Annotated in this window: 20 protein-coding genes; 3 read left to right on the plus strand and 17 right to left on the minus strand. The window is 51.1% G+C overall.

Annotated elements, in window-relative coordinates; genetic code table 11:
* Window positions 1–5: 5 nt before the first annotated feature.
* From TX77_RS06655 to TX77_RS06670, 4 genes are read right to left on the minus strand one after another with little or no spacing between them, the layout of a single operon-like run.
* Window positions 6–593: an O-methyltransferase gene (locus TX77_RS06655; protein WP_044503993.1), complete on the minus strand. Its 588-nt coding sequence runs from the start codon at window positions 591–593 to the stop codon at window positions 6–8.
* On the minus strand, window positions 590–1,651 hold the full coding sequence (gene mltG / locus TX77_RS06660; protein ID WP_044503994.1) for an endolytic transglycosylase MltG: 1,062 nt from the start codon (window positions 1,649–1,651) through the stop codon (window positions 590–592). The genes TX77_RS06655 and mltG overlap by 4 nt, the downstream gene beginning before the upstream one ends.
* Window positions 1,652–1,680: 29 nt before the next feature.
* Window positions 1,681–3,519 carry a DUF4127 family protein gene (locus TX77_RS06665; RefSeq protein WP_044503995.1) on the minus strand — a complete coding sequence of 613 codons (1,839 nt, stop codon included), beginning with the start codon at window positions 3,517–3,519 and terminating at the stop codon, window positions 1,681–1,683.
* A 56-nt stretch (window positions 3,520–3,575) separates the two neighbouring features.
* Complete coding sequence (locus tag TX77_RS06670) at window positions 3,576–4,241, minus strand: trimeric intracellular cation channel family protein (protein WP_044503996.1); 666 nt, start codon at window positions 4,239–4,241, stop codon at window positions 3,576–3,578.
* Window positions 4,242–4,308: 67 nt separating this feature from the next.
* Here TX77_RS06670 and tadA point away from each other — a divergent pair, with 67 nt between their 5' ends.
* Window positions 4,309–4,803 (plus strand): tRNA adenosine(34) deaminase TadA, encoded by a 495-nt coding sequence (gene tadA / locus TX77_RS06675; RefSeq protein WP_044503997.1) that lies wholly within the window; start codon window positions 4,309–4,311, stop codon window positions 4,801–4,803.
* Here the strand turns inward: tadA and galU are convergent.
* The 7 genes from galU to TX77_RS06710 form a co-directional block, all read right to left on the minus strand.
* Window positions 4,769–5,644: a UTP--glucose-1-phosphate uridylyltransferase GalU gene (galU, locus tag TX77_RS06680; protein WP_044503998.1), complete on the minus strand. Its 876-nt coding sequence runs from the start codon at window positions 5,642–5,644 to the stop codon at window positions 4,769–4,771. The genes tadA and galU overlap by 35 nt on opposite strands.
* A gap of 4 nt (window positions 5,645–5,648) precedes the next feature.
* Complete coding sequence (glf, locus tag TX77_RS06685; protein WP_044503999.1) at window positions 5,649–6,743, minus strand: UDP-galactopyranose mutase; 1,095 nt, start codon at window positions 6,741–6,743, stop codon at window positions 5,649–5,651.
* Window positions 6,744–6,851: 108 nt separating this feature from the next.
* Window positions 6,852–7,832 (minus strand): P1 family peptidase, encoded by a 981-nt coding sequence (locus TX77_RS06690; RefSeq protein ID WP_044504000.1) that lies wholly within the window; start codon window positions 7,830–7,832, stop codon window positions 6,852–6,854.
* A 13-nt stretch (window positions 7,833–7,845) separates the two neighbouring features.
* On the minus strand, window positions 7,846–8,376 hold the full coding sequence (gene dcd, locus TX77_RS06695; RefSeq protein WP_044504001.1) for a dCTP deaminase: 531 nt from the start codon (window positions 8,374–8,376) through the stop codon (window positions 7,846–7,848).
* A gap of 27 nt (window positions 8,377–8,403) precedes the next feature.
* Entirely contained in the window at window positions 8,404–9,693 is a 1,290-nt protein-coding gene (locus TX77_RS06700; protein WP_044504002.1) for a tetratricopeptide repeat protein, read from the minus strand.
* A gap of 193 nt (window positions 9,694–9,886) precedes the next feature.
* Window positions 9,887–10,888 (minus strand): electron transfer flavoprotein subunit alpha/FixB family protein, encoded by a 1,002-nt coding sequence (locus TX77_RS06705; RefSeq protein WP_044504003.1) that lies wholly within the window; start codon window positions 10,886–10,888, stop codon window positions 9,887–9,889.
* A 14-nt stretch (window positions 10,889–10,902) separates the two neighbouring features.
* Window positions 10,903–11,685, minus strand: a complete 783-nt coding sequence (locus TX77_RS06710; RefSeq protein WP_044504004.1) for an electron transfer flavoprotein subunit beta/FixA family protein — start codon at window positions 11,683–11,685, stop codon at window positions 10,903–10,905.
* A gap of 251 nt (window positions 11,686–11,936) precedes the next feature.
* Here TX77_RS06710 and TX77_RS06715 point away from each other — a divergent pair, with 251 nt between their 5' ends.
* Window positions 11,937–13,874: an OPT family oligopeptide transporter gene (locus tag TX77_RS06715; RefSeq protein WP_044504005.1), complete on the plus strand. Its 1,938-nt coding sequence runs from the start codon at window positions 11,937–11,939 to the stop codon at window positions 13,872–13,874.
* Between the two features lie 329 nt (window positions 13,875–14,203).
* Here the strand turns inward: TX77_RS06715 and TX77_RS06720 are convergent, their stop codons facing one another.
* From TX77_RS06720 to TX77_RS06735, 4 genes are all read right to left on the minus strand, one after another.
* Window positions 14,204–14,548, minus strand: coding sequence for a hypothetical protein (locus tag TX77_RS06720; protein WP_044504006.1), 345 nt, complete (start codon window positions 14,546–14,548; stop codon window positions 14,204–14,206).
* A gap of 418 nt (window positions 14,549–14,966) precedes the next feature.
* Window positions 14,967–15,389, minus strand: a complete 423-nt coding sequence (locus TX77_RS06725; RefSeq protein WP_044504007.1) for a YbjN domain-containing protein — start codon at window positions 15,387–15,389, stop codon at window positions 14,967–14,969.
* Between the two features lie 172 nt (window positions 15,390–15,561).
* Entirely contained in the window at window positions 15,562–16,143 is a 582-nt protein-coding gene (locus tag TX77_RS06730; RefSeq protein ID WP_044504008.1) for a helix-turn-helix domain-containing protein, read from the minus strand.
* Window positions 16,144–16,495: 352 nt separating this feature from the next.
* Window positions 16,496–17,908, minus strand: a complete 1,413-nt coding sequence (locus tag TX77_RS06735) for an MATE family efflux transporter (protein WP_044504009.1) — start codon at window positions 17,906–17,908, stop codon at window positions 16,496–16,498.
* A gap of 135 nt (window positions 17,909–18,043) precedes the next feature.
* Here TX77_RS06735 and TX77_RS06740 point away from each other — a divergent pair, with 135 nt between their 5' ends.
* A complete protein-coding gene (locus TX77_RS06740) occupies window positions 18,044–18,922 on the plus strand; it encodes a LysR family transcriptional regulator (protein ID WP_044504010.1) in 879 nt (292 codons plus the stop codon).
* Between the two features lie 211 nt (window positions 18,923–19,133).
* Here the strand turns inward: TX77_RS06740 and fucO are convergent, their stop codons facing one another.
* Window positions 19,134–20,285 carry a lactaldehyde reductase gene (gene fucO, locus TX77_RS06745; RefSeq protein WP_044504011.1) on the minus strand — a complete coding sequence of 384 codons (1,152 nt, stop codon included), beginning with the start codon at window positions 20,283–20,285 and terminating at the stop codon, window positions 19,134–19,136.
* 223 nt (window positions 20,286–20,508) lie between these two features.
* Window positions 20,509–22,461, minus strand: a complete 1,953-nt coding sequence (locus TX77_RS06750) for a sigma-54-dependent Fis family transcriptional regulator (protein WP_044504012.1) — start codon at window positions 22,459–22,461, stop codon at window positions 20,509–20,511.
* Window positions 22,462–22,619 lie beyond the last annotated feature (158 nt).

Consider the following 22,619-nt stretch of genomic DNA (forward strand, 5'->3'; position numbering starts at 1 on the left):
GTATCTTATCCTTTCCATCGTGAAACGGTCATGCCGTCTCCATTTTCAAAAAACACCGTTTCAAAATGTGCCCGATCTTCGATAAGGACCATAAATTCCCGCAGGCGGCTTATGGCCGTCCGGTGTTTGTGGGGCAAGGTGCCTTCGATATAAAACATCTCATGATAGCCGATGTTGTCGGCCATGATAAGGGCCCCGGGTAAAAGTTTCGGCATGAGCTGCCGAAGCTGGCGGACATACTGTCCTTTGGGCCCGTCGAGAAAAACCAGGTCCCACGGCCCCGAGAGGCTTCCGGAAAGTTCCGTGCCGTCCCCTAAGAGCGCCGTAATGACGCCCTTATAAGGAGAGCGGCCGATAAAGTCCCGTGCCTTTTGCCAACGACCTTCATCAAATTCGATGGTCGTAATCGTACCGCCGTCGCCGAGAAAAGGCGCCATGCGAAGGGCCGAATAGCCGATGCAAGTCCCGATTTCAAGGACCTTCACCGGCCGTTGGTTAGCTATGATACGTTCAAAAAGAGGGACTTCACTGTCCCTGAGGATAGGAAGCCCTTCTCTTTCGGCATAAGCCTTCATCTCACAAATCAGACTCATGGCATATGCTCCTGTACATTCTTCATGTGTTCGTCATACGTTGCGGCAAAGTAGTTATGCCCGTCCTTATCGGCGACGAAGTAGAGATAATTCGTCGCCGGCGCGTCTAAGATAGCTTCCATACTGGGAAGACCGGGGTTTCCGATCGGTCCCGGCGGCAGGCCTTCATAGACGTAGGTATTGTACGGCGAATCGTACTGGGTCTCACTGATGCTGTACTCCGCCTTGTGGTTGCCCATGGCGTAGGCAATGCTGGCATCGGACTGGAGTTTCATGCCGATGCGCAGGCGGTTTTCAAAGACCGAAGCGATAAGGGGCCGATCCGGTTCGAATTTAGCTTCCTTTTCGATGAGCGATGCCAAGGTGACGAACTGGTAGATGGACATATTCTTCTTGGCAATGCGCTCTTTCATAGCCGGCGTCAGATGCTTATCGAAATTCTTCAGCATCATGGCCACGACGTCGTCGGCTGTCGCATCGTAAGGGATGAAATACGTATCGGGAAATAAGAAGCCTTCCGTGGCAAAGGTCACTTGCCGGTTGCCCTTCATATACGGAAAAAGCTGGGCGTCCGACGCAGCCGCCTTTAAAAAGTCCGCTTCACTGATACGGCCGTTGGCAGCGACGGCTTTGGCAATATTCCATACCGTATACCCTTCGGGCACGACGAGCCGGTCAGCTTCAGACTTGCCGCTGGCCAGTTTCTGTAAAATAGTAAAGACGCTCATTCGCGAGTTAAAGGTATATTCTCCGGCGTGGATCGAGCCGGCCTGACCGGTCGCCATGGCCGCGGCGCGGAACCATAAAGGACTTGCAATATAGCCCTTATCTGTCAAAGCATCGCCGACGTCGGCTGCCGTCATGTCACTGCGAACATGGAGATAGCCGCTGGTATAGGGCAAGAGGAAGTTCGGGCCGAAAAAGCCATAGAGCACGACGGCGGCCGCGGCGATGAAGCACCCGGTCAATATTTTTTTAAGTCTCTTACGCGGAGGCTTAGGGGATGGCACGGGAGCTGTGTTTTTAATTTCCTTCGAGGTCATATCGTTTGTTTCCATATTCTCCTTTATCAATCCTTTTTATCGGGTTAACGGTCGGCAGTCCAAGTACGGCTCTGCTGAGCCTTTTCTTCACTGCGGCTCATGGCCTGGGCCTGCTGTTCCTTATCGTACTGCGCCTGGGCGGCGTCTTTGGCAGCCTGGAGCTGAGCCTGAACGGCCGGATCCGGCGGAACTACGGTGCCGTCTTCATCGACGGTCTGGGCCGCATCGAGCTGAGCTTGGGCTGCGGCTACGTTATTGGCCAGGTTCTGAAGGCGCTGGTTATTGCTTCCTTGGCGCACATCGGCTTCAAGGGATACGGACGGCGTCTTTTTGACGTCGACGTAGACTTCGAACAGGCGCTGCCAAGGCAAGGTGACGTCAATGGTCCGCGGGTCGACGCCGAGGTACGTCGATGCGTAGCGCTGGAGTTGTGTTTTGGCCAGGCTCTGCAGTTCCTGGTTCCGCGAAGCGTACACCGGCGTGATGGTGTGGGCTTCGAGTTTTTGATCCATGCGGGATACGTAGTCGCGGACGTTGGCCTGATAAGCCCAGTTATCGAGATACTGGGTGGTCAGCATGTCGCGGTGGTCAGCGGGCGTCATATACTTGGCGAGGACGCCCTGCGAAAGGCCGTAGCCGACGGAGTTGCTGGCCGTATTCCAGCCGTTGTAGGCTGCCAGGCGATACATCATCTTGTCCTGGTAGAGGCCGTAGACCAAGGTGTTATCCGAGCCGTTGGAAAAGGCCATATCGACGAGGCTAACCGGGATATTGAGGTTGACCGCCTTTTCAATCTGGTTCAGGAAGTCTTTCGTCGACTGGAGCATGATCGGGAAGTTTTCAAAATTTGCCGATTCCGTCGTCGTTGTAGTCAGCGGCGTATTGACGGCGAGCAGGAGATCCGGCCGTTCATTGTCGACAATCGTGCCGCCAATGGCTTCGACGTGAGAGGCAATAGTCTTGCCAATGGCCTGTCCGTCATAGCGGGGGACCGTCTTTTCTCCCCCGCCCAAGGGGTAGATGACCGAAATTTTCGGATGATAATTATTGAAGTCGTTGCTGGCTCTCGTAATGAGCAGCAATCCCAACTGGTCGGCGCCGGGGAAGGAACCGAAGGATGTCTTAGGAATGCCTTGGCCGGCCATTTCGAGATACTTCGATTCCAAAGAAGACTGGGTGCTGACCGAGTTGTCGTCGTGGCCCAGGCTATAGTAGGTAAAGACGCCCTTTCGAGCATCGTCGATGAGCCGATAATTGATGCTCATATTCTTGCGGCGCCGATTGTACCAATCCTGCAGGTATTCCATGGGAATGCGTCGCATGATAGCGAACCAATCGTTCCGTTCCTGGGGATTGAGCCCTTCTTCATCCATCTTGGCCTGAAGAGAGGCTAATTGATAGATATCGGAGCCCATGGTCAGGTAGTAGTCCGGTTCAACGCCCTTGCCGCCGGCCCAGGGACTGCGCATGACCGTGCTGAATACGTAGAGGGGCACTTTGGTATTGGCCTTGTGCAGGGCTTCTACTCTTTCAAGGCGCGTCAAGAGGGTCGACATGGGAAGGTTGTGCTTCCGGGAATCGACGAGACCGCCGTAGACTAAAGAATCAATGGACAGGACCATGGCATCGGCTTTATTCGCGTTATTCTCTACCCAAGACATGAGCCGGTCCGGCGAACCGTGGAAATTCATGCCCGACAGATACTGTGCGGGCGGCGTCAAAATCGTATAGCCTGCCGATTCTGCCGTACTGACCGTATATTCGTAATCTACAGGCCGGTCGTCCTGCGGTACGTATAAAATCGTCTTAGCCAGTGTCGACGGCGTAGCACACAGGAACAGGGATACGACGGCCATGCTGACTGCCTTCTGTAACAGATTCACATTATCCTCCTATCGTAAGAAAAAACAAGTATTTTTTATTATAGCACATCTGCCCTCTAAAAAGAAGAACCTTGCTTCTTACGGCGGATGCGGGGCACATTGAGGTGGAAGCGAATGGCAACCAACCGGATGGCAACGGTAACCGAAAAACTGACGATGGCCCCCACTTCAAAAGGCACTTCAAAGGGAATGACGGCGCCGTACAAGAGGACACTGCCGAGGAGCGACGCCGTAGCATAGACTTCAGTCCGCAGGACGACCGGAATCCGTCCGGCCAAGACGTCGCGGATGACGCCGCCGCCGACGGCCGTGAGGACACCGAGGGTAATATCTAAAATCCAGTAATCAGGATAATAATAACAGCCGAGAAGGGTCCCGGTTACGGTAAAGGAACCCAGGCCAATGGCATCACACAAGAGGTAGATGGCCGACAGATGACCCATAAAGCGGCGCCACATGTGGATATTGAAGTAGCGGACAGTCAAGGTGACGATAACGATGGAACCTAATATAATCCATAGGTAAATGCTGTTTTTAAAGGCCGCCGGAGGAATATTGCCGATGAGGATGTCACGGACGATGCCGCCGCCGACAGCCGTCGCTGCGCTGAGGACGAAGATGCCGAACAGATCCATGCGCCGGGAAAGGGCTGCAAAAACGCCGGATACGGCAAAGGCCGTCGTCCCCAATAAGTCAAAAATATGCCACCAAATCGCATCCATAGGAATTCCCCTTCCCTCTCTTTCGTGATATGATAAATGAACCATGTTAATTACTAAGGAGATCATCATGACTAAAGATGAATTTTATATGGGCAAGGCCCTCGCCGAAGCCAAGACCGCCTATGCCGTCGGAGAAATACCCATCGGCGCCGTCATTGTCTATCAGAAAAAGGTCATCGCCCGAGCCTATAACCTGCGGGAATCCCTTCCCTGTGCCACGGCTCACGCCGAACTGTTGGCCATTGAAAAAGCCTGTCGCGCACTGAATCGCTGGCGCCTGACAGGCTGTACCCTATACGTCACGGTCGAGCCGTGCCCCATGTGTGCCGGCGCCATCGTAAACAGCCGCCTGGACCGGGTCGTCTACGGCTGCGACGACCCCAAGGCCGGGGCAGCCCGTTCCCTCTTTCACCTCATCGACAGCGACAGTCTCAATCACGCCGCCGTCGTCACAGCCGGGGTCCGTGCGGAAGAATGCGCCGCCCTTATGAAAAGTTTCTTCAAAGAGCGGCGTAAGAAAGAGACGGTTATCCTTTCAACAAGTCCTTCAGATAAGCCTTGAAATCATGGCCCAAGTCGTCACGACGCAGGGCGTATTCGACAGTGGCCTTCAAAAAGCCAAGCTTATTGCCGGCATCATAACTGGTTCCCGTAAAGGTATAGGCATAGACGCCTTCGCGGTCAGCCATGAGGCGCAGGGCATCGGTAAGCTGGATTTCACCGTTCTTCCCGGGCTGGACGCGGCGCAGGATTTCAAAGATATCCGGCGTCAGGATATAGCGTCCGAGGGCCGCCAAGCGGCTCGGCGCTTCTTCGACAGACGGTTTTTCAATCATATCGATGAGCCGCACGATGCGTTCGTCTTTCGTCGGCATCCCGTGGACGATGCCGTAACGCGATACCTGGTCGAGAGGTACTTCCTGGCAGCCGAGGAGGGTCGAACCGACTTCGCTGAAGGCCTCGATCATCTGACGCAGAGCCGGCCGCTCCGGTTCATAGACGATATCGTCGCCTAAGAGGACGGCAAAAGGTTCATTATCGATAAAGGATTCGGCACAACGAATGGCGTCGCCGAGACCGCGCATATGCTTTTGCCGGATATAGTGGACGTTGATACTGGAAATATCCTGTACCATCCGTAAGAGGCGGGTCTTTCCCTGCTGGCGCAGCTGCAGTTCGAGGTCGATATTGGTATCGAAGTGGTCTTCAATGGCCCGTTTTCCGTGGCCGGTGATGATTAAAATTTCTTCAATGCCGCTTTGCAGGGCTTCTTCGACGATATACTGGATGACCGGTTTATCGACGATAGGAATCATTTCCTTAGGGATAGCCTTGGTCACCGGTAAAAACCGCGTGCCGTAGCCGGCCGCCGGAATGACGGCTTTGCGAACTTTTTTCTGCATCTGTTCAAATCTCCTTTTCGGCGACAGTCAAAGCGCTCTCAATGACGTCGTCCATATCGTAATACTTATATTCAGCCAAACGACCGCCAAAGATGACGTTCCGTTCATGGCCGGCGAGCCGGGCGTACTGCTTGTAGAGGGCCTGGTTCTTGTCATCGTTGACCGGATAATAGGCTTCTTCCCCACGGTGCCATTCCGACGGGTATTCCCGAGTGATATAGGTCACCGGTTGGGTTCCGAATTCAAAGTGCTTGTGTTCGATGACTCGCGTATACGGCGTCTCCCGGTCGGTATAATTCATGACGGCTACGCCCTGATGATTGACTTCTTCCAAGCGTTCCGTTTCAAAGCGAAGGCCCCGGTATTCCAAACAGCCCAGTCGGTAGCCGAAATATTCATCGATAGGGCCCGTATACACGACCTTGCGGGCAATATCGAGATAAGACGACCGTTCTTTATTGTAATCGATGCCGGTCCGCACTTCGATTCCCTCTAACAGGGCGTCGACGAGGCCATTGTAACCGCCGATAGGAATCCCTTGATAGCTGTCGTCAAAGTAGTTGTTGTCAAAAGTATAGCGGACGGGCAGGCGCTTGATGATAAAGGCCGGGAGGTCGGTGCAATTCCGTCCCCACTGCTTTTCCGTATAGCCCTTGATAAGTTTCGTATAAATATCGGTGCCGATGAGGGAAATGGCCTGTTCTTCTAAATTTTTCGGTTCCGTAATATGGGCCTTTTGACGCTGTTCTTCGATCTTGGCGGCCGCTTCCGCCGGCGTGACGATGCCCCACATCTTGGCAAAGGTATTCATATTAAAAGGCAGGTTGTAGAGCTCGCCTTTGTAATTGGCAACCGGCGAATTGACGTAATGATTAAACTCGACGAACTGGTTGACATAGTTCCAAACTTTTTTATTCGACGTATGGAAGATATGGGCCCCGTAGCGATGGATGCGGATCCCCTCTTTTTCTTCGCAGTAGACGTTACCACCGACGTGCGCTCGCCGTTCCAGGACCAGGCACTTGCGCCCGGCTTTTTTCATTTCATGGGCAAAGACGACGCCAAAGAGACCGCTGCCGACGATGACATAATCATACATTGCAAAACACCACCTGATAGAAAATGTACAGCTGTACTGAACTGCCTTTTAGGATAACAAAAATTACGATGCGCTGAAACAGTGCCTCCCCAAGTCCTTTCGCAGACTTCAATCGAGGGAAGCGGGGATGCCGTACATCGGTTCAGCCTGCAAAACGGCACGGCGGACCGCCTGTTCGACGGCGTAAGCTGCCAGGGTTCCGGTCAAACTGATTTCGGCTGAAACGGTGCCGATGCTGGCTGCATACAGGGAATCGCCGTCGGCCGTCGTATTGACCGGTCGAATCGTGCGGACCATGCCGTTGCTGCCGAGGGCGGCTATTTTTTTCAGCTGAGCCTTGTCAAAGCGGCCGTTGGTCACGACAGCACCGATGGTCGTATTGGTCGTCGTACCGACGGCTCGCTGCGAAAAGAGGGTCGGTGTGATTCCTGCTTCTTCGAGCATGACCCGCCGCGTATCGGCAAATCCTTTGCCGTCACGGCTTCTCATGCCGGAGAGGATTTCCCCCGATTCGCCGAGGACGTCGCCGACAGCGTTGACGACGACGATGGCACAAACCTTGAGGTCTCCGACGGAAACGGCATAGGCACCGACACCGGATTTCATCATATAGTCCGGGCCGCAGAGCTTTCCGACCGTAGCCCCCGTACCGGCACCGTAACAGCCCTCACGGAAGTCGCCTTTAAAGGCCGCATCACAAGCGGTATAGCCCATGGCCGCATCGGGACGGACATCGTCTCCGCATCCGAGGTCAAAGATACACGAAGCGACGACTAAAGGGACTTTGGCGATCCGCGTTTCAAAGCCGATGCCCTGTTCTTCCAAACAGGTCATAACCCCCGTGGCCGAATTGAGGCCGAAAGCACTGCCGCCGCTTAAGAGGATGGCATGGATGCCCGACGCTGCCGCCATGGGACTTAGCAGCTCCGATTCCCGACTGGCCGGACCACCGCCGCGGACGTCGACGGCACAGGGTGCGCTTTCAGGGAAGACAAGGACCGTGCAGCCGGTACCACCTTTTCGGTCTTCAGCACTTCCCAAGCAGAACGTTTCTTTCGACAACAGTTCCTGAATATCGATTTCTCTCATGGTCATACCTCTCCTATTTTTTCAGCTTTTCAAAGTCTTTCCAAAGCATGCTCGGCTGAATGCCCGTATTGTTCTGATATTTTCCGTGGGTATACTTGTCGTACTCCCCATCGATATCGTGATAGTAAATCTGGCAGATTTCGACATTGGGGTAAATCCGTATGGGCTGAACACAAAAGATTTCAAGGGTCCAGTAACCGGCAAAACCGACGTCGCCAAAACCGGCCGTAACGTGGATGAATACGCCGAGACGACCGACAGACGACCGACCTTCCAGCATGGGGATGTAGCCGTCGGTCCGGGTGTATTCATTAGTCCGGCCCAAGTAGAGCGTATTAGGCTGGAGGACATAGCCCGATTCCGGAATATGAATCGTCGACGCCGGATTGGGCTTAGCCATGTCCAATTCGGCATGGTCGTAAATCATCAGTTCGTTATGAAGAGACAGATTATAGCTATTGGGATTGACCCGTTCGGGATGAAAGGGTTCGATGATAATTTCTTTACCTAAATGTTTGACAATTTCCTTGCCTGATAAGATCATAAGGGCCACTCGCTTTCTCTGGTAATTTCATTTCTTATGATATAGCAAAACAGGCTCGATGTCCACGGCGCGACGGGCCGGTTTTTTCTTGTTTATATCGAAAAAGTCTTCGACATAAAAAGTGACCTTCTCCCCTTCTTGCGCTCGGACCCGATACAGGGAGGCTGTACGGAAATAATACTGACCGCCGCCGTATTCCCGGATGAAACCGGCCTTGCCGCCGGGAAGGATCTTATCGATAGTCCCCGTATGCTGTTCCTCACCGGCATGCTTTTCCGCCATCCAGAAGGACTGCAGGCGACGAAGCAGTTCCGGCCGATCCGCCGGGGAATAATCATAACTGTCGACCTTGGCGATGAGCTGGGGCGAAATTTTCCAATTTTGTTCGGTCCGGATGAGTTTCGCCAAGAGATAATGTTCATAAGCCTCTTTATCGTAACTGCCCATATTTTCCAAGGCTCCTGCCAACTGGACGAGGAAGTTGACCTTAGCCTTAAGCTCGCCGGGAGCGGCCATGGCCGATGCTCCATAGCGGCGCATGGCCTCACTGTCGCCATTGGCTTGGGCCGCAAAAAAGAGGCCGCGATAGACGATCCAGTGTTGCTTATACTTTAATAACTCTTCAAACCGCTGCCGGGCGTCCTCGATCTGTCCCAACCGCAGCTCACAGAGGCCGATGCGGTAAGAAAACCAAATGTCGTTGTCGTGGTGCAGTTCTGGAAAGATTCCCAAGGCCATTCGGCAAAGACGAATGCAGTCATCGTACTTTTCTTCCTTGATGAGGGTCCGGCTCATGAGGGCATACCAGCGTTCTCGTTCGGAGGCGATAACCTGTTCCCGTCCGCGAAGGGTCACCTTTTTTTCTTCATCGGACAAGAGATCCGGATCGAGACGGCGCAAATAGTCACCGGCCATATTCGCCATAGAAGGCGGTTTTGTCTTTAAGACTTCGACCATCCGCCATACGGCTAAGGTATACGGCGTGTACGGACCTTGTTGACTGTACTTTAAGATGGCGTCGACGGCGCGGCGAAAGTCTTCGAAGGTATGGAGCCGTTCATCGAATTTTTGGATGTATAAATAGTAAAGGCACCAGCAGTAGATGCCGTGAAGATTGGTAAACTCCGGAAAGGCGATGATGCCGGCCCGGGCAATTTCCCGCCCTTTAGCGTAATTTTTGACCTTGCGCAGGGCATAGGCATAGTAATAATAATCCCAGTTCGTCCAAGAGCCGTCGGGGGCAGCCTTGTCATACATGGCGATGACGTCATTGTATCGGCCCTCCTGACAAGCCTCGCGGGCTGCAAAAGAATCCATAGAAAAACCTCCTACCCGTTTATTACACAGTGTTCATTATGCCTATTATAACATAAAGAATCTTCCTCTTCGGCATAACAGCCCCTAAAAAACCTTGAAAACGCAAAAAAGAGCTTTTCCACAATACGACATTGTAGAAAAGCTCTTTTATACAGCCTGCTATGACCTGAACGAAAGGCTCACAGCCAGGTTTTTATCCTTTGATCTTGGCAATTTGTTTTTCCAATTCCGGCATGACTTCAAAGAGATCGCCAACGATGCCGTAGTGGGCGAATTCGAAAATCGGAGCATCGGGATCTTTATTGACGGCAATGATCAATTCAGCATCCTGAACGCCCAATTTATGCTGGATAGCACCGGAAATACCCATGGCGATGTAGATTTTCGGCGCAATCTTCTTGCCCGTAATCCCGATCTGCAAATCATGGGGAGCCCATTCGTTATCGACGAGGGGTTTGGAAACGCCGAAGGCAGCCCCGATACGCTGAGCAAAAGCTTCGACAGCTTTCATGCCTTCTTCGTTCTGAACGCCGCGGCCGGCGCCGACGACGATATCAGCCGATTCAATAGACAGGCTTTCAGCTGCGTTTTCGACGGCTTCAAAGTTAGTTACTTTAATGGTCGGAACATCTCCGCTGAAATCGACTTTTTCTTTGATGACGTCACCCTTGCGGGACGGATCAGCCGGGACACCGTGGAAGATTTTATCGCTGACCGTTCCGAGCTGCGGGCGAGTCGTCGTCTGAATCTTAACCAGGAGTTTACCCGTGAAGGCCGGACGAATCCAAGTAAGCGTATCGTCATCACCTTCGTGGAGGACGTCGATGCAATCGGCAACGAGGCCGACCTTCAATTTAGCCGACAGGCGGCCGCCGAGGTCACGGCCGTTGGGAGAACCGCCGATGAGGATGACGCTCGGTGCGTATTTTTCGACCAAAGCTGCAATGGCCTTCGTATACAAGGCCGAGTCATAACCTTCGAGTACCGGATCTTCTACGGCGACGACAGCGTCTGCACCATAGGAAATCGCTTCTTCAGCCGCTTTGCTCGTATCGGCACCGACGATATACGCGACGACTTGTTCGCCCTTTTTGTCAGCCAGCTGACGAGCCTTGCCCAACAATTCAATGCTCAGCGTGCTCAAGGCACTGCCGGCAACTTCAATATATACGCTGATGTTGTTTTTTAATTCCATGTTCAGAGCCCTCCTTACAGTAAGTTCTTGGCAGTCAGATCTTTAACGAGATTAGCCGCAAGGTCCGCCGGGGTATTCCCTTCGACCATGATACCGACGGGATTCGGTTCCGGCGCGAACATTTCCGTAACTTTCGTTGCCGAACCGGATTTGCCAACACTTGCTGCATCGAGGCCCAAGTCTTCGATACGCCATACATCGAAGACAGCCTTTTTGGCAGCCATCTTACCGCGGATTTTCGGAGAACGCGGCGTATTGCTCTTATCCGTAACCGAAACGACGGCCGGTAACTGGGCCTGAACCGTTTCAACGCCGCCGTGATTGGCGCGGGTTGCCGTAATCGTCGAGCCTTCGACATTGATGGAATCAGCATAGGAAACGAGAGAGATGTTCAAATACTGAGCAACGGCCGGAGGAATCTGGCCCGTATCGCCATCGGTCGAACGTTTGCCCGTGAATACCAGGTCGACGTCGCCGATCTTTTCAATAGCCTTTGCTAAAATCAGGCCCGTAGCTAAGGTATCGGACCCGGCCATGCGTTCATCGGATACGAGAACGCCTTTATCAGCACCGACTGCGATGCCGTCACGCATGACTTCCGCGGCCTGAGCCGTGCCCATGGTGATAAGGGTAACCGTGCCGCCCACTGCGTCTTTGACTGCAATCGCTGCTTCGATGGCATGCTTGTCAACGGGATTTAACATCGACGGAGCACCGACACGGACCAGGTTATTATCTTGCGCAATTTCGATTTCAGAAACTGCCGGAACTTGCTTTACTAAAACTACAATATTCATAGAAGAACCTCCTTTATAAGGACTGTAAGAATAGTGCATTCGCATATTGCGACTCTCTTATGTCCACTATTATACTCTATAATTAAAAATTTATCAATTAAGAATTGTTTTTAATTATATAATTTTATCCGTAAAATTCTCGTAAAGCCATCGTTGACAGACCAGCGTCGTTCTTCTAAAATTAAAGAGTCTATAATGGGTTAATCGTTTGATTTGCCAATGAAACTTTATACTTTTAGGAGGTCTTTCTTATGTCTTCACCAAATTCCGACGGACGACACTATGCCCCGCCCATGGCGCCGGACAGAAACTATGTTGAAATCAACGCCTACGTCGTCGGCTGGGGGCTCTTTTTCGCCGCCCTCTTCGCCTTAGCCGTCGGCTATCTGTGTCTGAAAATCGGCCAGACCGTCGACGCCTTCGCCCCGGTCTCGGTCCTGGCTATGGGCATGGCCGTTCTCTTCAAGCGCAAAAACGCCTTCCCGGAAACGGTCCACATCCAGGCCATTGCCAGTGCCGGTACCAACATCATCGGCGGCGTCATGTTTATCCTGCCGGCCCTTTTCATCCTGCAGCTTGACAGTCAATTATCCTTTGCCGAAATGGTCATTCCCATCGTCCTCGGCGGCGTTCTCGGAGTCCTCTTGGCCACGACCTTCCGCCGCTATTTCTGCGAAGAAATGGACGCAGCCTACCCCTTCCCGTCGGGTCGGGCCGCTGCTGAAGTCTTGAGCTGCAACGAAGGATCCAAGGCTAAAGTCATGGTCTTCAGCGGACTCTTGGCCATGGCCTACGACTTCGTCCTCAACAGCCTCGGTTGGTGGCAGGAAGTCTTGTCGACCCTGACCTTTTCCTGGGGCCAGGCGGCAGCCGATAAATACAAATTGGCTTTCAGCCTCGATAACGACGCAGCCCTCCTCGGCATCGGCTACTTCACGGGCCTTCGCTACGCCGCCATCATTGCCGCCGGTTCCTTCTTCTCGTGGTTCGTCTGTATCCCTGTCGTCTACTATCTCGGCGGTGACCACGTCATGACCATTGGCGGCCAGTCCGTTCTCTTGGCCAATGCCTCCATTGACGACGTCTTCTCCCAGTACGTCCGCCACATCGGCATCGGCATGCTGGCCATGGCCGGCATCATCGGCCTCATCTCCATGTCGGGCGTCGTCGGCCGGGTCATGAAAAGAGCTGCCGTGGATATGTTCTCATCGAAGGGCTCTTCGGCAACGGATCTTCTCCGTACCCAGCAGGATATGCCCATGAGCCAGATCGTCACCGGGACCCTGGCCATGGACGCCTTATTCATCCTCTTCTTCCATGTCACCTGCTCCCAGAACATCACCCAGACCCTTCTGGCCGGTGTCATCATCATCATCTTTTCCTTCATGCTCTCCGTCGTCGGCATCAGTTCCATCGCCTTTACGGGGAATGAACCGGTCTCGGGCATGACCATCTTTATGATCATCGTATCGGCCGTCCTCATGGGCAACGCCGGCATGAGCGGCAGTTCCGGCATCATCGCCATCCTCATGATGGCCGCCTTCCTCTGCGCCACCTTGGCCGTTGCCGGCAACTTCATGTCGGAACTGAAAGTCGCCTACCTCACGGGCGCTACGCCGAAGAAGATGCAGCAGTGGCAAATCGTCTCCATCATCGTCACCAGCTTCGTCTCTGTCGGTGTCATCTTCCTCTTGAACCACGCCTACGGCTACACCGGCCCCGGCGCCTTAGCCGCTCCTCAGGCCAATGCCATGGCGGCCATCGTCAAACCGATGATGGACGGCGGTGCCGCTCCCTGGCCGCTCTACATGGCCGGCGCCTTCTTCGCCTTCATCTTGTGGATGATGAAAGTTCCGCCGTTGGCCTTCGCCCTCGGCGCGTACCTTCCCATGGAAATCAACACGCCGGTCCTCATCGGCGGCTTGGTATCGTACTTCGTCTCCCACAGCAGTAAAGACGAAGCCTTAAATGAACTCCGTCTCAGTGAAGGCAGCACCATCGCCTCGGGCTTCGTTGCCGGCGGTGCCATCGGCAGCCTTATCAGCGCCGTCCTCCATATCGGCGGCGTCGACTGGTTCTTAAAAGACTGGGTCACCACTCCGGGCGCTACTTACCTCGGCATCCTGGCCTATCTCGGCTTGTGCGCCGTCATCTACTGCGTCGCCTGCCGCATCAAAAAACAGGCTTAACGTGCAGCCTTAACATAAAAAGAATGATCTCCTAACGTCCGTTTTGAAAGACGAACTCCGGGAGGTCATTTTTTATGGCTACTCACTATTTAAATTACATCAAAAGAATCCCGACTTGTCCGAATCAAGCTGACGCGGTTCCTATACGTCTATGCCCCTTGTTTTTTTCTTAAAGTTTGATACACTATAGTCGATAGAGCCCACCACGCATAAGGCGGAAACGCACTGCGGACCATGGTGGGACTTTTTTTATTCCTATAAAGAAATACGCTCCTCCCTATTTTCTGGCAAAAAAAATGCCGACCATCTCACGATGACCGGCGTTCAATTTAGAACGGTGCCCAAGGATTCAGCCAACGATAGACCATCTGGTCAGCGCCAAAATGGACGGCAATCATGCCGACGACAAAAACACCGACGGCACAAGTGCCCGCTTTAATCAGATTCTGCTTGGTAGCCAATCCCTTTACAGCTTCCTTCATGTCCTGCAGTTCCTCGGCGGCAGTCCTGTTTTCCATGGTGTCGGGCTCTTTCACTTCTTCGACGGTGTCCGTTTTCACGTCCGCAGCACTGCGTTCTTTCAGTTCGTGCCAAATGCAGGACTTGCACCACACCTTCCCATCAAAACGGACAACCTTCTTTTTCTTCCCGCAACAACTGCACTTCTTCTTCATAATCCTTGCTCCCTCCAACCGACAGACTCACATCGGCCATCTTTTGTATATATGTTAGATTTATTTTATTATATCATATATATACTTTATATGACAAAGAACGCCTGCCCGTAGGAGCAGGGCCTTACCGAATCTTCAAGAAAAGCCGTTAAAAACAGAGAGGGCACGACCTAAGCCCAAAGCTCCGTCGTGCCCTCTTTGTCAATTCAACAGGTATGATAAATCCCATTTTTACTTACAAATATGATCGAAGATATACTGCAGGGCCTCTTTGGCCTGGGCATATCGTTCTTCCGTCCCGCTCAGGAGACGGGCAAGAATGGTAAAACCAATTTAATGAGACAGTCATCTAAAACAATCTGTCTCGATGGAACAATAGATTGAATATGAACTTCCTATTCAGAAGGGCATGTTATCTTTATGTCCATTGAAGTTTCATAAACTTAGGATACTCTTCGCCTACATTGCCTACGAGTATAAAAGTCATATCCAGAAGAAATGCGGGATCAAAGTGATCCTTAATAAACAATGACCACTGCATGACAACATCGCCTGTATCTCTGACGAAAAACTTGCCAAATCGATACTTTAGATTGAGTTCATTAATCAATTCCAATAAATTTTCTCGTTTTGAAGAATCTTCTATCTTGGCGATATCAAAAATTCTCACGTCTACAAAATTTTCTTCCTCTGGGAATTCAAAAACCACCGTAAGTAACTGATTGTCTTTAATCTCGTGTTGAGCAATAAACCCCCGCGTCACGCCCTCCTTATCGGTGACCTCACGATAGCGATATTCTCTTTCATCCAGATGCTCTTTAAATAAATCCAGTTTACTCATCGTTACCTCCATGATAAAAACAAATACGTATCATAACTTTTATTGCTTTTATCATAACACAAATAACGCAGAGTCGTAAATATACGTACAAATTTGCCTAAACAAAGGCCTCCTTAGGGTTAACTTTTTAGAGCTAATCCTCAGGAGGTCAAGGACAGAAAAAACAAATTCACTAGACATGTATCTTAAACAAGCCGTCGCGATTGCAGTAGGCATAGATAAAGCCATGGCCCCGACTCATGAATCGGCACTGCGCATCCTGTTCAGGATAGAGCTTGACCAGGGTATAGCGGTCGGCCGTTACATAGGCCATAAAGGAAATATAGTGCTCCTTAGTCATGGGATGGTCGATATGGACGAAGAACTCATGTTCGATCATGTCATAGTTGATTTGATGAGCTGAAGAAGCGTCTTCCACCGTAAGGACCGGCAATTTGACGCCGCAGCAATTATAATCGCCTTCGCCGAAGGTGGTAATGATATTGCCGCAAATGGGACAGGCGTAAAACTTAAGTTTTTTCACATTGGCCGAGCGGTTATCATTGACGGCATATTCACCGGCAAAGAGTTCTGCCACCGAAATACCGAGAGCTTCCGCTAAGGGGGCTACCAAGGTAATATCCGGCAGGCCCTTCCCGGTCTCCCATTTCGAAATCGTCTTGTCGCTGATACGCAGTTTCTCAGCTAATTCTTTTTGCGTGAGATTCCTTTTTTCACGCAGTTCTTTCAACATCGTTCCTGATATATAATTCATACATTACACCTCTTTCCGTTACTATGATTATCTTAAAATAAAAGGGGCAATAATACTACCTACGCAGCGTAGAATCGTCTCCCCTCCGAAAATAAGCAGCTCAACCATATCACTCCTTCGACGAAGAAAGCCCGTACTTAACGGCACCGGATTCTAAAGTAATCCGCCGGCTATTCCGTATTTGCAAAAAACTCAAGCTTTATATTAAAGTCCCTTGTCATGAATGACAGCTTACATTCTTATCCTACAAGAAAAAGACGCATAATAACAATTCGTCTTACGCGTCTTTTCTATAAGCTTTACGTAGGTATTTTCATTTCTCACCATCATGAATAGCTCATATCGGTTCTACTCAGCCTTCATAAGCCAGTTTTTCCGTCCCATGTCCTAAGCGATGGGGCGGACGATACCATAAGAGCAGGGCAAAAATGCAGACGGCGGTGATGGCCAGGCTGACCGGATAGGCCATCATGATCCAGTAGAATTCGCGGTGCAGCGGAAAGACGACAAAAATCCAAAAGAGACGACTTCCGCAGATGCTGACAGTCGTAACGGCTGCCGGCAGCAAAGAAATACCAAAACCTCGCATATAACCGGACATATTTTCATATAAAACAGTGAATACATAGGCAAAGAAGACCATCTTCAAGCGCAGCATGCCCAGTTCAATGACGGCCGGATCCGGCGAAAAGAGGGATAACAGAAAGGGGCCGAACGAGAAAATCAGGAAAACGGCGGCGACAGAAGCGATGATGTCTTCGAAGAGGGCAATCTTAAAAATGCGGCGGCAGCGGTCAAGCTGACCGGCACCATAGTTCTGCCCGACAAAGGTCGTGCAGGCCTGGCTGAAGGAATTAAGCAGATCATACGTAATCATTTCAAGGTTAAAGGCTGCAGCCGAAGCAGCGATGGCATTCGTCCCCAAGCTGTTGATAGCGGCCTGGATAACGATGTTGGCTAAGGTAAATACGCCGCTTTGAACGCCTGCCGGAAGACCGATGGCGATAACCGAACGGACGCAGTCCCAATGAATGCCGATATCGTTGACCTTCAGCTGAATGTAACGGTGGGGCCGCATCAACAGGCGGAACAAGACGCCGGCACTGACAGCGTTGGCCATCACCGTAGCCAAGGCGGCACCGGCGACATGCAAATCGAGGACGGCAACAAAAAACAGACTGAGGATTACATTTACCAGTCCCGATACGACGAGGACCTTTAAAGGCATGCGCGTATCGCCGACGCTGCGAAAGATAGACGATTCAAAATTGTACAGCATGATGACCGGCAGTCCCAAGAGATAAATTCGTAAAAAGAGCACTGCCGACGGCAAGACGTCATCGGGGACATTGAGAGAACCGAGAAGCGGTGCCGCCACGACTTCTCCGATGATGGCCACGGCGACGCCGATGACCAGGCCCATGACGACGGCCGTATGTACCGTATGGGTTACGGTCAGTCTGTCCTTACGGCCGATGGCATTGGCGATGACGACGTTGACACCAAGAGCCAATCCGATAAAAAGGTTTAGAATTAAGCCGATAATGGGGATATTAGCCCCAATGCCGGCGACGGCAATCGTATTGGCGGCACCGCTGAAATGACCGACAACGGCCAAATCAGCTGCCAGAAAAAGTTGTTCCAAAATGACCGTGGCTGCTACAGGCAAGGCAAAGAGAGGGATTTTATCCCAGAGTGAACCGTGCAGCATGTCGATTTTAAACATTTTTTGATGTACGTGATGCATTGTATTTGTTTCTTCCATAGTAGGTCTCCTCCTAACGACACTCATTATAGTGCTGTCAGTGATTCATAGCAAAGACCTATAAACTATCATTATCATAGTTTACAGCAATGGTACCTCATGCTACAATGGACCTGAAAAAGAAAGGAGACTCTCATGGATATTCGCGTCTTACGTTATTTTCTGGCCACGGCCAGAGAACAAAACATTACCCGTGCCGCTGAAACCCTGCACATTGCCCAACCCTCTCTTTCTAAGCAGTTGATAGAACTGGAATCTGAACTGGGAAAACAGCTCTTAATACGGAGAAAGCGGCGCATCACCCTCACGGCCGACGGAATCTTGCTGCGAAAACGAGCTGAAGAAATCGTCGCCCTCCTTGAAAAGACGGAGCAGGAAATCGCTTCAACGGACCAGGATATTACTGGCACCGTCGCCATTGGCGGTACACCGCGTCAAGGCGTCCTTGAAGCGGCGTCAACCCTTCATCAGCAGTATCCGCAAATCCGTTTTTCCTTCCATGTCGGCGATGCGCCCGACATCATCGAACGCCTCGACCACGGCAGCCTGGATTTCATCGTCCTCCTCGACCGGCCGGACAAGGCAACGTATGGATCGCACCCCCTGCCCGATGTCTCCCTTTGGGGCCTGCTCATGAAAAGCGACGATCCCCTGACAAAAAAAACAGCCGTCACCCCAAAAGACCTCTGCCGCCGCCCCTTGGTCATTGCCCAACGAGAAGGGATTCGCCAAATGCTCTTCGATTGGGCCAAGCCCGTTTCCGACCAATTGGACATCATCGCCACCTACAACGTCATGAACGGGACCCCCGTCCCCTTTGCCCTCTATACACCGGGACTGGTCCTCATCATCCGCGACCTCCTGTCGCCGACCATCGACCCGGCCGTCGCCTTTCGCCCCCTCGATCCGCCCATAAAAACCAGTCATTACCTGGCCTGGAAACGCTATCCTGCCTTTTCGGCAGCCAGCCAGAAATTCTTAGAAACCGTCTATCGACTCTATCCCCAAAAATAGCCTGTAAACGGGCCCTGCCCAAAAGAAGGAGCTGCTCAAACCATCAAATATTCCTATGCGAAAAAGACTTATGGATGAGTGATTCATGGCGAATACCAACGACCTTTCCTTTTGTGCCAAAAGAAAACTCCCTTCTAGGTGAACAGGATATACTTAGTTACCGGTCCACTAAAAAGGGAGTAATTTTGTCTATGTCTGATAGTGAGCTATATCAGAGAATCGACTTATAGAGATCTACAATTTGGGACTTTTCGACGTCTCTCGGATTTCCGGGCGTGCAGGCATCGGCCATGGCCGAATCAGCTAAGAAATCAATATCTTTTTCCTGAACGCCAAGGTCGGAAAGTTTTCGAGGGATACCGACATCGTCTGCTAATTGTTGGCAGGCATCAATGGCGGCTTTACGATATTCGTCTTGACTCATTTCGTCAACGCCGGCAACGCCCATTGCCCGAGCAACTTCACGATATCGTTCCCCCGTGGCAGAAGCGTTGAATGTCAAAACAGGTGCTAAGAGGATGGCACAGGCCACGCCGTGAGGAATATCATAAAAAGCACTTAACGGATGGGCCATGGAATGGTCGATACCAAGGCCGACGTTCGAAAATCCCATACCGGCAATGTATTGGCCAAGGGCCATTTTTTCTCGAGCCTCCATATCCCCTTCTACAGATTTACGCAGCCATTTGCTAATGATCTCAATGGCTTTCAAGTGCATCATATCCGTCATTTCCCAAGCATTCTTGGTAATATATCCTTCAATGGCGTGAACTAAGGCATCCATGCCGGTAGCCGCACAAAGTTTTTTAGGCATGGAGGCCACCATATCCGGATCAATGACGGCTACGACAGGAATATCATGGGGATCGCAGCAGACAAATTTACGATGCTTTTCAGGGTCTGTAATGACATAGTTAATCGTAACTTCAGCTGCCGTTCCGCTCGTCGTTGAAACGGCAATGATCGGCAAGCACTTGTTCTTCGTAGGCGACGCCCCTTCAAGACTTCTGACATCGGCAAATTCCGGATTCGTCAAAATGATGGCGATCGCCTTTGCTGTATCCATAGCTGCTCCGCCGCCGACAGCGACGATAATATCGGTCTTTGCATCTTTACAAAAAGCTACGCCGTCCTGAACATTTTGAATCGTCGGATTGGGCTTAATCCGATCATAAACCGTATACTGGATGCCATTTGCATCGAAAAGATCGGTAATCTTTGTCGCTACTTTAAATTTCATTAAATCCTTGTCGGTAATGACCGTAACATGCTGACAGCCGCGGTTTTTAACTTCTGTGACGATTTCCTGAATAGCCCCCTTACCAAAGTATGATGTTTCATTTAAAGTGATCTTATTTGCCATCTTGCATTCCTCCTACAACTTGTATAAATTATTTTCATTAATATATATGTAATTACCGTGCCAATCAAAGGCAGGAATACAGACAAAATCACTATACTGGCTAGTTTATGCGTTATTATATTTTTTTAACGAACTTCTTTAGGATAAACGAAAAGAAAAAAATCTCAAAAAGTCTCAAATGTCTTGATAATTTTTGAGATTTTTGAGACATTTTCAAGGGCGATTACGGGTGGCGCCGCCGGATTTCTTTAGGCCGAATTCCATGGCGATGACAGAGGCGATAAAAAGTCGCTCGGCTTACTCCGTAAGAACTTGCAGCAGCCGGTACGTTCCCAAAAGCAGTTTCTAAACAGTGCAGGAGTGCCGCTTTTTCTGCCGCATTTGTCCCATCAACAGGAGGGTTCAATCGTCGGACATCATCTGCCGGCTGCCTGTCGCGAAGAGCCAGGTCATGGGGCATGATGATCGCCGATGAGCTGGTGTAGAAAGCTCGTTCAATACAATTTTGCAGCTCTCTGACATTACCGGGCCAAGAATATTCCAGAAGAGACTTCAATGCCTCCGGAGATAATTGGCGAGTCCGTTCGGGATAGCGTGTATTAAAGCGCTTCAAGAACAGGTTGGCACAGTAGCTGATATCGTTCGGCCTCTTGCGGAGCGGCGGGATTGACAGTTTAAGAATGTTCAATCGATAGTATAAATCGCCGCGGAAGGTTCCCTTTGCGACTTCAGACTCCAAGCAGCGATTGGTCGCAGAAATAACGCGGACATCGAGTTTTTTCTCTTCTTTGCCTCCGATACGGCGAATGCAAAGCGTCTCTACAGCCCGGAGCAGCTTGGCTTGGAATTCCAGAGGCATTTCACCGATTTCGTCGAGAAAGAGAGTCCCGTGATCAGCCAGTTCGAACTTGCCCGGATTCCCTTCTCGAAGGGCCCCGGTAAATGACCCCTTTTCATAGCCGAATAATTCGCTTTCAATTAAATCTCGAGGCAATGATGCGCAATTCACGGCAACGAAAGGCCCTTTATGCCTGGGGCTCTCGGCATGGATGGCCTGGGCAAAGAGTTCTTTCCCGGTCCCACTTTCCCCTTCAATAAGGATGGTGCTGTCATAGTAGGCATATTGACGGCCTTTATCAATGACTTCAGACATAGCGGGGTCCGCCGTATAAATATTTTGAAAGGTATAGTTTGCTTGATTGCCGGCTACACGGTTAACGGACCGAAATAAGTGTTCCTGTCTGCGCAGAATGAGCGTATACGTTTGTCCCGTAGCATCGCAGGTTTTGGATAAGGTAGCACTGAAGTGACGTGTTTTCTTGGCTAGAACGACGCCCAGATCATCCATATACAAGGGGTTGTCACTCACCGTATCGGACTGAATGGCAGGCCAGTCGATTTGAGGCAGGACACGGCGGAAATCGAGGGCCGACAGCTCCTTATGGGATACGCCCAATTCACGATAGGCCGTGGCATTGGCCCAGCGCACTTTCAAGGTATCATTTAAAAGAAGGATGGATTCCGGCAGGCCATTGGCGGCGGCTTTCATGAAATGGCTTTGGTGATAAGAACGCAAGGTCTGTTCGATACTAAAGGCACAGGCTACCACCAAGGCTAAGGTATGGGGATGAGCGGCAGCCGCACTGCCCGAAAGATCCAGAACGCCGATCACCTGTCCGTCATTCCCGTGGATGGGTGCTGCTGAACAGCTCCAGTTATGTTGGTCAGCGCAATAATGCTCTGCGCCGATAAGTTGTACGGGCCTGTCATATTCCAGGGCCAGCCCGGGACCATTCGTGCCGACAGAATCATTTCTCCACACAGAGCCGGGATGAAAAAAAATATTTTCTGAATGTTGCAAAATCGTATCATCGCCAATGGTACGCAGCACGCAGCCGGCACTATCCATTAAGGCCAAAAGAGAATGGGATTCCCGGACAATTTCATGGACACTTTGCATAATGGGTCCGGCAACTTGCAACAATAATCTGTTTTTTTGACGACTTCTATTTAGATTTTCTAAATCAACGGGAAGATTTTTTCGGTGCCACGGATCGATTCCCTTCTTGCGGCAATCCTGCCATGAACGGGCAATAAGCGGAGGCAATTGTTTACTCAAGATGCCCTCTTCGATGAAGCGCTGCCAGATTTTTTTCCGTTCTTGTAAATCTATCATTGCCATACCTCCTTTACAGAGAATAAGTCACGTGTATGTAGGGTCACGAAACATCAAATATTTTTGATTGTATCATGGATTCGGACGTCTCACAAAAACTTTATGGAGATTTCTATTCGGATAACGTCGCTGCCAATATATTCGCAGGGGGGCCCTTC

Origin of the sequence: Megasphaera massiliensis (assembly GCF_000455225.1) — a bacterium.
In the GTDB taxonomy this organism is placed as follows: domain Bacteria; phylum Bacillota; class Negativicutes; order Veillonellales; family Megasphaeraceae; genus Megasphaera; species Megasphaera massiliensis.